Raw genomic sequence first — 12,087 nt, 5'->3', positions numbered from 1 at the left:
CGAGTCAGCGTGGAATCCGCACGTTGGCGCCATCCCGACGCAGCGCGGAGGGAATGCCGTACCAATAGTCGATGCCGAGGATGCTGTCGAAACCGAGCATGCCATGGGCGAGGACAACCGGGTATTTGGTTTGGGTGTAGCCGGAGGAGCCAAACCAGAAGGCTTGGGTTTGGCCAGAAGCCAAAAGGCCGGTTCCCAGGCAGAGGGCGAGCAGAGTTTTATTTTTGTTCATTGGCGCTCTCGAAAGGTATTGAAACGGGCAGTGAGCGCAATCCTTGCGGCCGCTACGCCCATCCCGGAGCGCGCACATCAGCTCAGCCGATAGCGCAGGAAGCATGCCATTTTCCGTAGTTTGTACGCAGAGCGCTCTGCAACAGGTACTTGCGCGGCATGCCGCGCTGCAAGCGGCGTGCGCGTAGGCGCTGGCGTTGTTACGCGGTGAAACGTCAGGGCTACTCATTTGTCCGTAATGGCCACTGCTCAAGCTGCTGATAGTGGCTGCCGCGGGCGCTTTGCCTGGAGCTAAACAGGGCGAAATGGGTGCTTGGCCAATCAAAGGATGGGGTGGCATCGAGCGGCAGCCATGGGCAATGCCGCAGCAGGCTCAGGTGCGGCTTAAATGCGCGACTTTCCAGGGGGATGCCGGCAGTGCGCAACTCGTCACGTAGCGCCTGGGCCAGGGCGAGCAACGCAGCGGGTGGGCGGCTAGGGGCGAGGAACAGCAGACCATTTTTGAGGCGGCCGAGTTGATCCAGGTGCAGGGTAAAGGCCGCTGCTTCTACTCGTGCGGCAAGCTCCTGCAGTTCGTTGACGCGCGCCCGCGGCTGTTGGCCAAGAAACGCCAGCGTCAGGTGCAGGTTGGCGGCTGTCAGCGCGCGGCCTTCAACCGGCAATGCATCGCGCCAGGCGACGATCTCGCTGGCCAATTCCGCTGGACAACGCAACGCAAAAAACAGGCGCAAGACGTCCGCTTTCATGGTGTTGGCTCGCCGGTGAGGTGCTGTCTTGACAGTATTGCGCAGGCTTCTCTAGGATGCCGACCCATGCGCCGATTTAAACAGCTACTTGCGGGGCGCCGAGTTACTTGCCGAGTGCAAGGCTCTGAGAAGACTTCTCTGGAAGCTTCGAAATACCGCTAAAGCGCTGGTTCGGTGTCGCCTCTCACCGCTGCCCAGCGGGATTTCTGAGGCGGAGACTCGTACATGACATGTCCCCAACCGCTGATTCGTCTGGCCCCGATTGCTTGCGGGCTGATTCAACGCAATCCAAAAATTCTTCTCGGCGGCAGCCATCAGCCGACCTTGCTGCGCTATCTGGACGGCTGGCCCAAGCGTTGGGGCGGTTCGCGAGCGTTGTTGATTCACTTTGCCCATGACGGCGAATCGCTGGCGCGCTTTGCCAGCGACAGCTTTGATTTGGCCGTACTGCAAGCTCCCCGCGCCGAGCAGTTGCACGACACGGTGCGCGAGCTGACCCGCATCGCCCGGCAAGGGTTGATCACTCGCCGCTGACGTTCAGGGGTATTCGATGGCGACCACGTACCAGGTTTTTTCGCCGGTTGGTGTGTGTACGCGTACTTCGGCGTCCAGCGCTTTGCCGAGCAAGGCGCGGGCCAGGGGCGAATCGATACTGATCAAGTTCAGTTTCAGGTCCAGCTCGTCGGGGCCGACGATGCGGTAGCGCGATGCCTTGCCGTCTTCGTCCTCAAGGCTGATCCACGCACCGAAGTAGACCTTGTCTGGGTCGGCCGGGCGGGCGCTGACCACCTTGAGGCTCTCCAGGCGCTTGGTGAGGAAGCGCACGCGGCTGTCGATTTCGCGCAGCATTTTCTTGCCGTAGGTGTATTCGGCGTTCTCCGAGCGATCGCCTTGCGCAGCCGCTTCGCTGACCGATTGGGTGACCTGCGGGCGACGCACGTGCCAAAGCTCGTGCAACTCGGCCCGCAGGCGGGCCTCGCCCTCGGGGGTGATCAAGGCGGTTCCGGCGCTGCGGGGCGGGCGATAGCGGCTCATATGACTGCTGTTTGACGGATAAGGCGCGAGTCTATCAGCCCTCGCGCAGCACCGTCAGCGGGCTCACATTCAGCGCCCGGCGCGTACCGATGATGCCGGCACCACCGACCAGCAATGCACCTATCAGCGGTAGCAGCAGTAGCCACGGGTGAGGGCGCCAGTCCAACTGGAAGGCGTAGCGGTAGAGCAGAAAACTGATCAGCTCGCAGCCGACCGCGGCCAGCAAACCGCTGGCTGCGCCGAGCAGGCCAAACTCGGCGCGACGTGCCTTGATCAGCAGTTTGCGTTCGGCACCGAGCGCGCGCAGCAAGGCGCCCTGGCGGATGCGCTCGTCCAGGGTGGCCTGCAAGCCGGCAAACAGCACGGCGAGGCCGGCAGCCAGCACAAACAGCAGGACAAATTCGATGGCCAAGGTAACTTGCGCCAGAATGCTGCGCAGTTGTGCGAGCAAGGCTTCGACTTGCAGCAGGGTGACCGCAGGAAACGCCCGCGACAGCTCGACCAGTTGTCGCTCCTGCTGCGGCGGCAGGTAGAAGCTGGTCAGGTAGGTGACGGGAAGGTCTTGTAGGGTGCCGGGCTGGAAAATCATATAGAAGTTGGGTTGGAAACTGTTCCAGTCGACCTCGCGCAGGTTACGCACCGCGACCTCGCGTTCGATCCCCGCGATATTGAAGGTCAGGCGGTCGCCAAGTGCGATTTGCAGGCTTTCGGCCAGTTCCGATTCGACGGAAACGCCGGGCAGTTCGTCGGCTTGGGCGGCCATCCACCATGTACCGGCGAGCAGTTGGTTACTCGCCGGCAATTCGTCGGCCCAGGTCAGGCTGAGATCGCGGCGTATGGCGCGGTCTCCCTGCGATTCCTTGCTCACCAGCTGATTCACCGGCTCTCCGTTGATCAGCGTCAGGCGTCCTGGAACCACCGGGTAGAGTGGCGCGGGCTCCGGTGACAGGGCTGCGAGGCGGGCGGCAAAGGCATCTTTTTCGGCGGGCAGTACGTTTAGTGCGAAATGATTCGGCGCGCGTTCGGGCAACTGATCTTGCCAGGTGTCGAGCAACTCACCCCGCAGCAGCGCGATCAATGCCATCGCCAGCAGAATCAGACCGAATGCCAGGGACTGGCCCGCCGCTGCCAAGGGGTGGCGGAGCAGTTGACCGAGGCCCAAGCGCCAGGGCAGGGCGGCGCGGGCGAGTAGGCGGCGCAAGCTTTGCAGTGCGAGCAGCAGCAGGCCGCCGAGCACCAGTGCGGTGATCAGGCCGCCGCCGAGCAGGGCGAAGGTCAGTTGCAGGTCCAGGCTCAGGCGCCACATGATCAACCCCAGCGCCAGCAAGGCGGCGCCATAGACCAGCCAGGAGCTGGCCGGCACCGGGAGCAGGTCGCGGCGCAATACGCGTAGCGGCGGTACGCGCCCCAGTGCCGCGAGCGGTGGCAGGGCAAAGCCGGCGAGGGCGACCAGGCCGGTGGCGATGCCCGCCAATGCAGGCCACACGCCACCTGCCGGTATCTGGGCCGGGAGCAGGCCTTGCAGGGCATAGAACAACCCCAGCTGAGCCAGCCAACCAAGCAGTGCACCAATCGCGCTGGCGCCAAGACCGAGCAGCGCGAGTTGCAGGCTGAATAGCCCCAGTGCCTGATTGCGCGAGAGGCCCAGGCAGCGCAGTAGGGCGCTGGCATCGAAGCGGCGAGCCGCGAACCGCGCCGCGGAAAGGGCGACCGCGACGCCGGCGAGCAATACCGCCGCGAGGCTGGCCAGGTTCAGGTAGCGTTCGGCGCGACCGAGCGCGCCACCAACCTGGCGGTTGCCGTCGCGGGCATCTTCCAGGCGTTGATGCGCCGCCAGCGTCGGACTGACCGCCGTGCGGTAAGCGGCCAGCGCTTCGGCAGAGCCGCGCCACATTTCCCGGTAACGCACGCGGCTGCCCGGCTGCACCACGCCAGTGGCAGCCAGATCATCCAGGTGCATCAATACGTGGGGCGTCAGGCTGTAAAAATCGCCGGCTTCGTCCGGCAGATAGGTCAGCACGCGGGTCAGGCGCAGGGCCTTGGCGCCGACTTCAATGGTGTCGCCAATATTCAGCTCAAGGGCTGCGAACAAGCGCGCTTCGGCCCAGGCTTCGCCGGGTTGCGGACCGCTGCTGATCTCTTCCTGCTGATACAGCTGGGCAGCGCTTTTCAGTTGTCCGCGTAATGGATAGCCGTTGTCTGCGGCCTTGACGCTGGCCAGTTGGATCGCCTCATCGCTGGCAATCACGCTGGAGAATTCGACCAGTTGCGCATGATCGAGGCCAAGGCGCTGGCCGTGACTGACTTGTTCCGGTTCGGCCGGCGAGCTGCCCCGCAGAACCAGATCGGCGCCCAGAAATTCGGTCGCACGCATGAGCATGCCGTCGTTGAGGCGGGCGCCGAAGTAGCCAATTGCCGTGCTTGAGGCCACCGCAATGATCAGGGCGAAGAACAAGACGCGCAGCTCGCCGGCACGTGCATCGCGCAGCAGTTGGCGGGCTGCCAGCGAAAGCAGTCGAGAAAAAGGCAAGTGCGTCATCAGGGTTCCACGTGGTCGACCAGATGGCCGCCTTCAAGGCGGATCAGGCGGTGGCAGCGATGCGCCAAGCGCTCGTCGTGAGTCACCAGAACCAAGGTCGCGCCGCGTTCCTGGTTCAGCTCGAACAACAAATCGCTGATGCGTTCGCCGGTATGGCTGTCGAGGTTGCCGGTGGGTTCGTCGGCGAACAGCACGTCGGGTTCGGCGGCAAAGGCACGGGCAATGGCCACGCGCTGTTGTTCGCCACCGGAGAGCTGGCGTGGGTAGTGCGACAGGCGCTGGCCGAGACCGACGCGGTCGAGCAGGCTACGAGCCCGCTGGCGAGCATCGGCGCGACCTTCCAGCTCCAGCGGCAGCATGACGTTTTCCAGGGCATTGAGGCTGTCGAGCAACTGGAAGGACTGGAAAACGAAGCCGACATGCTCGGCCCGCACCCGTGCGCGCTGGTCTTCATCGAGGCTGCCCAGATCATGCCCGGCCAGCGCGACAGTGCCGTCACTCGGCAAGTCGAGGCCGGCGAGTAGGCCGAGCAAGGTGGATTTGCCAGAGCCTGAGCTGCCGACGATGGCCAGGCTATCGCCTTTGTGCAGCTCTAGGGAAAGGCCGTGGAGTATGGTCAACTCGCCTTCCGCGCTTGGAACCACTTTGCTAAGGTTCCGCGCAGTGAGAATGCTTGAGCTCATGGAGAATCCAATGCGTGCATGGTTAATAAGTGCGGCCTTCGGCCTGCTGGTTTACGGACAGAGCGCGCTGGCGGGCACTGTGCTGGTCGTCGGCGATAGTATCAGCGCGGCTTTTGGCCTGGATACCCGCCAAGGCTGGGTGGCTTTGCTGGAAAAACGCTTGGCCGAGCAGGGTTTGCAGCACCAGATAGTGAACGCATCGATCAGTGGCGATACCAGTGCAGGCGGCGCCGCACGGCTGCCTGCGCTACTTACCGAACACCGGCCGGACCTGGTCATTTTGGAGCTGGGCGGCAACGATGGCCTGCGTGGTCAACCGCCGGCGCAATTGCAACAGAATCTTGCGGTGATGATCGATAACGCACGCGCCAGCGGCGCCGACGTGTTGCTATTGGGTATGCGTCTGCCGCCGAATTACGGGGTGCGCTATACCACCGCCTTCGCCCAGGTGTTCACGGTTCTGGCTGAAGAGAAAAAGGTGCCGTTGGTGCCGTTCTTTCTCGAGGGGGTTGGTGGTGTTCCGGCGTTGATGCAAAACGATGGTATCCATCCGGCGGCGGATGCTCAGCCAATCCTCTTGGATAACCTCTGGCCGGCCCTGCAACCACTGCTCTGACGGGCTTTTCTGCACGCAGCCTTTCGGCTAATGTGGCGCCCCCGCTCTGGAGCCATCGATGCCGCGTCCCGCCTGGTCTTTGCACGCCTACCAACTGATCGAGCCTGACGAACAGCTTGATCTGTTCGCCTGCCGTGAAGTGCGCGTGCATTTGGTCGCGCGCCAGTTGGAGCTAGGCGGCTTTGCCGATCGTACCTTGTGTGGCGGCCTGCTGCCGGCTCAACCGCTCTGGCGTGAGCTGGACAAGAGCCTGTTACGCGATAAACGCTTGTGCCCGGCTTGTCGCGCAACTTTTGATGCGCAGAAGCGTGGCGAGCGGCCGCTTTGGCCTATTCGCTGAGGTCTCCCGGTGTGTCCGTTGGCGGTGTACAATCGCCTGCCTCTTTACTATCAGCCACTCTTGTCAAGGATTTCCGGATGTTGTCGCGCGCACCTGCCGTCGCCCGTTGCCTGTCTCTCTCCGTGCTGTTTGGCGTGGGCTCTGCCGTTGCCATGGAGTTGCCTTTGCCGCCGCCCGGTGAAGACATCGTTGGTCAGGTGCAAGTGATCAAAGCCAAATACGAAGACACCTTTGCCGATCTAGGGGTCGCCAACGACCTGGGTTATCTGGAAATGGTTGCCGCCAACCCAGGGATCGATGCGTGGCTGCCGGGCGAAGGCGCGGAAATTATTCTGCCGACTCGCTTCATTCTGCCGCCGGGCCCGCGCGAGGGGATTGTGATCAACCTGGCCGAATACCGGCTGTACTACTTCCCGAAAGGGCAGAACGTCGTGCATACCTTCCCGCTGGGGATCGGTCGCGAGGGCTGGAGTTCGCCGGTAGCCAATGCGCGGATCACCGCCAAGACGCCGAACCCGGGCTGGTATCCACCCCAGTCGATTCGTGAAGAGCACGCCGCCGATGGCGATCCGCTGCCGAGTTACGTGCCGCCGGGTCCGGATAATCCGCTGGGGCCTTACAAGATGGCGCTGTCGGTGCCGGGTTACCTGATCCACGGTTCGAACAAGAAATTCGGTATCGGTATGCGCGTCAGTCATGGCTGTTTCCGCATGCTCAACCATAACGTGCTGCAACTGGCCGACATGGCGCCAGTCGGCACCTCGGTACGCATCGTCAACGAGCCTTATAAGTTTGGCCGCAGCAATGGCAAGGTTTATCTGGAAGCCCATGCACCATTGGATGACGACGGCGTGCCTTCGGTGGTTGATAAGCACACTGCAGTGATCAATGCGCTGCTCAAACGAGACGAACTGGAGAGTCTGCGTTTGGATTGGGAAGTGGTGCGTGAAGTGGTGGCCGCCGAAGATGGCCTGCCGGTGGAAATTGCCGGTCAAGGCGCGGCGCTTGCCAGCAGCGAAGCGCTCGATATGTGATGCGCTTGTGCTTGAACACAACCCGCTGCATGCAGCGGGTTTTTTATTGCCTGCAGATTGCCGGGCTAATCGCGCGGCAATAAAAAAGCCGACCCAGTAACTGGGTCGGCTTTTAGTCAGCCTTGAAGGGCTGTTATTACTTGCGGCTAGCTTTTTCAAGCATGCGCAGAGCGCGCTCATTGGCTTCATCAGCAGTTTGCTGAGCCTTCTGAGCAGCAGCCATAGCTTCATCGGCCTTGCGGTAGGCTTCGTCGGCACGGGCTTGAGCGCGAGCAGCTGCGTCTTCAGTAGCAGTCAGACGAGCTTCAGTTTCTTTGGACATGCTGCTGCAACCGGTAGCCAGAACTGCGGCCAAAGCCAGAGCAGAGAATTTCAGAACGTTGTTCATCGTGTTCCCCTTGAGGTGGAGTTTTCCATAAAAGCAATTTCCAGACGGTAGGAAATTAGCCGGCGTACATACTACCCATAACGTGTAGTAAGTAAACGGAGCCGATGCAAGTGCAGCATCTTTTTTTCATATTGTCGAAGCGCGCACCAGCAAGTTGCGGTGTTTTGTATAAAAAACATACAGTTCAGGCGGTTATGGCATTGCGGTATGGTTTTATTGCGATAAAGCGCATGCTTTGGCCCGCCGCACGGCACTGCGAGTGGGGGCATGAAGTTATGCCGACAACAAGAATAACGAGGGGTTGTGCATGCTGGGGAATATGGGGTTGTTGGCCGGTTTGGCCCTGCTGATTTTCATGGCCTTGCGTGGCGTGAATATATTTATTGCCGCTTTGCTCTGTGCTGCGGTGGTGGCGTTGACTAATGGCTTGCAGCTGCCTGTGGCGCTACTTGAGTATTTCCCTTTTGGACCGTTGGGTGCGTTCACATTCGCCGGTAAGTTTTTCGTGTTGTTTCTCTGTGGCGCTATTTTTGGCAAGGTCATGGCAGCCAGCCAGGCGGCCAGCAGCATTGCCCAAGCGATTACACGCAGCCTCGGTACCTCGCGCACCTTGTGGGTCGCGATGTCGGTCTGTGCGCTGCTGACATATGGTGGGGTGGTGGTCTTCGTGGTGATTTTCACCATGTACCCACTGGGCATCACGCTGATGCGCGAGGCCAATCTGCCTAAACGGTTGTTCTGTGCGGCGACCGCGTTAGGTGCCGGCACTTTCACCATGACCGCTTTGCCGGGCGCGCCGTCTATCCATAATGTGATCGCCGCCAGTGCCCTGGGCACCGATTTGTTTGCCGGCGCCTGGATCGGCCTGTTTGCCAGTGTGGTGATGGTCGCGTTGGGCATGGCCTACGTGCAGCGTGAGTGGCGCTTGGCGCGTATGCGCGGGGAAGGCTTTGAAGCCAATGCGCAGGACCTGCGTATGGAGCAGTTGGCCGGTGAACCTGGCACGGGGCCGCATTGGGGGCTGGCGGTAGTGCCTATTCTGCTGGTGTTGGGCGTCATCATGCTGCCGCGCTTGATGCTGCTGGGCGGGCTTGCTGTGCCAGGAGAAGGGCTGTTGGGCGCACTCATCGGCTTTAGCCAGGGGCAACCGATTCTCTGGCCGAGCCTGGCGCTGGTGATTGCCACGGGCGTTGCGGTGCTGCTGTTTCCTGGTTTGCGGCGCAATACGCTTACCTTGCTGGGGCAGGGCGCAGACGATGCGATCATGCCTTTATTGAACACCGCCGCGGTGATCGGTTTTGGCGGTGTGGTGATTCAGACCGCGGGGTTCAGTCAGTTTTCCCAGTGGGTGCTGGCGGTAGACTTACCGCCGCTGTTATCGATTTTCGTCTCGGTCAGCGTGGTCTCGGGGATCGTCGGCTCATCCTCCGGGGGCTTGCAGATATTCATGCAGACCCTGGCGCCGAAGTACCTGGAAATGGGCGTTGAGCCCGAGGTGCTGCACCGCATCGCCAACATTGCTGCGGGCGGGTTGGATTCGTTGCCGCACTGCGGTGCGGTAATTGCCATGCTGATGATCATGGGGCTGACGCATAAGCAGGCTTATAAAGACATTTTTGTGGTGACGGTGCTGATTCCAGTGGTTGCGGTCTTGCTCTGTATTGCGCTGCTGAGTGTGCTCTAAGTCGTTGATTCGCCGTGGCTGAGAGGTTTTCGTCCTGATAAGCTGCGCGCATCGGGAATTGCGTTTGTTCAAGGATGTGCACATGTCAAAGCTGATTAAGTGGGGCCTGTTGTCGGTACTGGCGATTGCGGTGCTGATCAAGTTGTCATTATGGCTGTCGGTGCGCTCGATCATGAGCGATGCCACTGCGCAGCTTGCGCCCATCATGGACATCCGTTACGGCGGCATCACGTCGTCGTTCGATGGCCGGATCGGCCTGGAAAAAGTCGAAATCCATGTCCCGGTCATACGTGACAGTCTGCGGGTCGAACACGCAGAGCTTAAGTTCAACGGTTTGGGCGAGTTGTTGCGTTTCAAGGAGCGCCTGGCCGAAGGCAAGTTCCCCGAGCAGATGGCGGTTAATCTCAAGGGGTTGGCGCTGGATGTACACGGGCCTTTCATGCAGCAGCTGTATGACACGCCAGCCGAGCGCAGCGTATTCACGGCGATGAGCGAGGTGGCCTGTGGCAAGGTACGCACCATTGGTACTGGTGAGCTGCTGGACATGGGCTATCGCACGTTCGAGACCGATGGCCAGTTTTCCTACCTGTTCCAGCCCGGTGCGCAGACGCTCAGTTTCAACCTGACCTCCGATACCCGCGATATGGGTGAACTGCGAGTCGGTTTGTCGCTGGCCAATATGTCAGAGAAGCCCGGCGATCTGCGGGTCAATCCGCCGAAGATTCAGCGGGTGTCCGTCGAGATCAACGATAACCAGTACCAGCGCAAGGTCCAGGAATATTGTGCAGGTAAGTTGGGGCTAAGCACTGAGGCGTATCTGCAAGCTGCTGTACAGCAGTTCGACAAGGTCTTGCGCAGCCAGCGGATCGCCTTGGAGCAACCGGTGTTGGATGCATACGGCCGCTACCTCGCCGATCCGCAGTCGCTGCGGGTAGAGCTTGAGCCGAGCGATGGCATGGTTTGGGACGGTTTGCAGTTTTTCGACGCGAAAGACGTACTGAGCATGTTGCGCCCGACCGTATTGGTCAATCGCGATGTGGTGGCGCCCTTGGGCTTTGCCTGGGTCGATCCGCATGCGCGTCCGCCTGTCGCGGCGCAAGAGTTGCTCGCTGCACAAGCTGTCGCCGTGGCGTCAGGTGGCGCTCAAGAGGGATTTGTCAGTGTGGCCAGCTTGGCCGATCATGTTGGCAAACGTTTGCGCTTTGTCACCTATGATGGCATGTATTACCAAGGTGTTTTGACGCGGATAGTGAACGATAAAGCTTATCTCAGCCTCCAAGGCGGTAACGGAACGGCAGAGATGTCGCTTCGTCTGGAAAAGATCGATCAGGTGCGGGTGCAGTTTTAGCGCCCAATTAGAGGAGTTGCGATGAGCGAGGCGTTGTCCATTCACCATGACCTGTCGGGTCATCAGTTCGAGACCACAGTGGATGGTGATCGTGCTTATCTGGCCTATATGGATCTGGGCAAGCAGACCTTGGACATTTACCGCACATTTGTGCCGAACTCGCTGCGCGGCCGTGGTATTGCGGCAGCATTGACCGAGCATGCCCTGCAGTATGCAGAGCGTATGGGCTATAGCGTGATTCCATCGTGCTCCTACGTCGAGCGCTATATGGAGCGGCGCCAGCGGCACACGGCAAAAAGCTGAATAAGCGATAGTTAAAAAAACGCCGGGCAATGCCCGGCGTTTTTGTTTGTGCGGTTTCAGCCGCGCTGGCGTTTGGGTAGCACATCCTTGAGTTTGGCGTGCATGCTGCGCAGGGTTTTTTCGGTGCTGTCCCAGTCGATGCAGGCATCGGTGATCGACACGCCGTATTTGAGCTGGTTGAGGTCTTTGGGGATCGACTGGCTGCCCCAGCCCAGGTGGCTCTCGACCATCAAGCCGACAATCGACTGGTTGCCTTCAAGAATCTGGTTGGCGACGTTTTCCATCACCAGTGGCTGCAGGGCCGGATCTTTGTTGGAGTTGGCGTGGCTGCAGTCGACCATGATGTTCGGGCTGATGCCGGCTTTGGTCAGTTCCTGCTCACAAACGGCAACGCTGACCGAATCGTAGTTCGGCTTGCCGTTGCCACCGCGCAACACCACGTGCCCGTATGCATTGCCCTTGGTGGTGACGATGGATACGCCGCCCTCTTGGTTGATGCCGAGAAACCGGTGTGGGCTGGAGACGGATTGCAGGGCGTTGATCGCCACTGTCAGGCCGCCATCGGTGCCGTTCTTGAAGCCAACCGCCGAGGACAGGCCTGAGGCCATTTCGCGGTGGGTTTGCGATTCGGTGGTGCGCGCGCCGATCGCCGACCAGCTGATCAGGTCCTGCAAGTACTGCGGGGAGATCGGGTCGAGTGCTTCGGTCGCGGTGGGCAAGCCCATTTCGGCCAGGTCGCGCAGCAGTTGGCGACCGATGTGCAGGCCATCCTGAATCTTGAACGAGTCGTCCAGGTACGGGTCGTTGATCAGACCTTTCCAGCCCACCGTGGTGCGCGGCTTCTCGAAGTACACGCGCATGACCAGATACAGGCTGTCCGACACTTCCGCGGCCAGCACTTTCAGGCGCTCCGCATACTCATGGGCGGCCTTGATGTCGTGAATCGAGCAGGGGCCCACCACCACGAACAACCGATGGTCTTTGCCATCGAGGATATTGCGAATCACCTGGCGACCCGCAGCCACGGTACGCAGCGCGGCGTCGGTCAGGGGGATTTCGCGCTTGAGCTGCTCAGGCGTGATCAGGGTGTCGTTGGAGGCAACGTTGAGGTCATCGATCGGTAAATCAGCCATCGTGCTT

General features: G+C 60.8%; 13 protein-coding genes and 1 pseudogene. 7 read left to right on the top strand and 7 right to left on the bottom strand.

Going from position 1 to position 12,087, the window contains the following annotated elements:
• Positions 1–13: 13 nt before the first annotated feature.
• Together B3M58_RS17585 and thpR are read right to left on the bottom strand one after the other, a co-directional pair.
• Positions 14–232, bottom strand: a pseudogene (locus B3M58_RS17585) (lipase); the annotation flags it as partial.
• A 220-nt stretch (positions 233–452) separates the two neighbouring features.
• Positions 453–977 carry an RNA 2',3'-cyclic phosphodiesterase gene (gene thpR / locus B3M58_RS17580; protein ID WP_296221037.1) on the bottom strand — a complete coding sequence of 175 codons (525 nt, stop codon included), beginning with the start codon at positions 975–977 and terminating at the stop codon, positions 453–455.
• A gap of 225 nt (positions 978–1,202) precedes the next feature.
• Between thpR and B3M58_RS17575 the strand changes: the two genes are divergently transcribed.
• Positions 1,203–1,511: a class I SAM-dependent methyltransferase gene (locus tag B3M58_RS17575; RefSeq protein WP_296221036.1), complete on the top strand. Its 309-nt coding sequence runs from the start codon at positions 1,203–1,205 to the stop codon at positions 1,509–1,511.
• Positions 1,512–1,514: 3 nt separating this feature from the next.
• Here the strand turns inward: B3M58_RS17575 and greB are convergent, their stop codons facing one another.
• The 3 genes from greB to B3M58_RS17560 are packed head-to-tail and all read right to left on the bottom strand — an operon-like array spanning position 1,515 to position 5,234.
• The gene (gene greB / locus B3M58_RS17570; protein ID WP_296221035.1) at positions 1,515–2,012 is read right to left on the bottom strand and encodes a transcription elongation factor GreB; all 498 of its coding nucleotides are present in this window, start codon (positions 2,010–2,012) and stop codon (positions 1,515–1,517) included.
• Positions 2,013–2,046: 34 nt separating this feature from the next.
• Positions 2,047–4,551, bottom strand: coding sequence for an ABC transporter permease (locus B3M58_RS17565; protein WP_296221034.1), 2,505 nt, complete (start codon positions 4,549–4,551; stop codon positions 2,047–2,049).
• Positions 4,551–5,234, bottom strand: coding sequence for an ABC transporter ATP-binding protein (locus B3M58_RS17560; RefSeq protein ID WP_296221032.1), 684 nt, complete (start codon positions 5,232–5,234; stop codon positions 4,551–4,553). The genes B3M58_RS17565 and B3M58_RS17560 overlap by 1 nt, the downstream gene beginning before the upstream one ends.
• A 10-nt stretch (positions 5,235–5,244) precedes the next feature.
• On the opposite strand from B3M58_RS17560, the gene B3M58_RS17555 reads away from it, so the two are divergent.
• The 3 genes from B3M58_RS17555 to B3M58_RS17545 all read left to right on the top strand — a co-directional run bounded on the left by B3M58_RS17555 (position 5,245) and on the right by B3M58_RS17545 (position 7,224).
• Positions 5,245–5,850: an arylesterase gene (locus tag B3M58_RS17555; protein ID WP_296221031.1), complete on the top strand. Its 606-nt coding sequence runs from the start codon at positions 5,245–5,247 to the stop codon at positions 5,848–5,850.
• Between the two features lie 58 nt (positions 5,851–5,908).
• Positions 5,909–6,190 carry a hypothetical protein gene (locus tag B3M58_RS17550; RefSeq protein WP_296221030.1) on the top strand — a complete coding sequence of 94 codons (282 nt, stop codon included), beginning with the start codon at positions 5,909–5,911 and terminating at the stop codon, positions 6,188–6,190.
• Positions 6,191–6,267: 77 nt separating this feature from the next.
• Complete coding sequence (locus B3M58_RS17545; RefSeq protein WP_296221029.1) at positions 6,268–7,224, top strand: L,D-transpeptidase family protein; 957 nt, start codon at positions 6,268–6,270, stop codon at positions 7,222–7,224.
• Positions 7,225–7,360: 136 nt separating this feature from the next.
• Here the strand turns inward: B3M58_RS17545 and oprI are convergent, their stop codons facing one another.
• Positions 7,361–7,612, bottom strand: a complete 252-nt coding sequence (gene oprI, locus B3M58_RS17540; RefSeq protein WP_037003984.1) for an outer membrane lipoprotei OprI — start codon at positions 7,610–7,612, stop codon at positions 7,361–7,363.
• 307 nt (positions 7,613–7,919) lie between these two features.
• Between oprI and B3M58_RS17535 the strand changes: the two genes are divergently transcribed.
• From B3M58_RS17535 to B3M58_RS17525, 3 genes are all read left to right on the top strand, one after another.
• Positions 7,920–9,296 (top strand): GntP family permease, encoded by a 1,377-nt coding sequence (locus B3M58_RS17535; protein ID WP_296221027.1) that lies wholly within the window; start codon positions 7,920–7,922, stop codon positions 9,294–9,296.
• A gap of 82 nt (positions 9,297–9,378) precedes the next feature.
• Positions 9,379–10,644, top strand: a complete 1,266-nt coding sequence (locus B3M58_RS17530; protein WP_296221026.1) for a hypothetical protein — start codon at positions 9,379–9,381, stop codon at positions 10,642–10,644.
• Positions 10,645–10,665: 21 nt separating this feature from the next.
• A complete protein-coding gene (locus B3M58_RS17525) occupies positions 10,666–10,947 on the top strand; it encodes a GNAT family N-acetyltransferase (RefSeq protein ID WP_296221025.1) in 282 nt (93 codons plus the stop codon).
• A 56-nt stretch (positions 10,948–11,003) separates the two neighbouring features.
• Here the strand turns inward: B3M58_RS17525 and B3M58_RS17520 are convergent, their stop codons facing one another.
• Positions 11,004–12,080: a 3-deoxy-7-phosphoheptulonate synthase gene (locus tag B3M58_RS17520; protein WP_296221024.1), complete on the bottom strand. Its 1,077-nt coding sequence runs from the start codon at positions 12,078–12,080 to the stop codon at positions 11,004–11,006.
• Positions 12,081–12,087: the final 7 nt, after the last annotated feature.

Origin of the sequence: Pseudomonas sp. UBA2684 (assembly GCA_002354655.1) — a bacterium.
Lineage (GTDB): Bacteria > Pseudomonadota > Gammaproteobacteria > Pseudomonadales > Pseudomonadaceae > Aquipseudomonas.
Note: the sequence above shows the minus strand (reverse complement) of the source record. Positions and strands in the feature narration are given on the sequence as shown.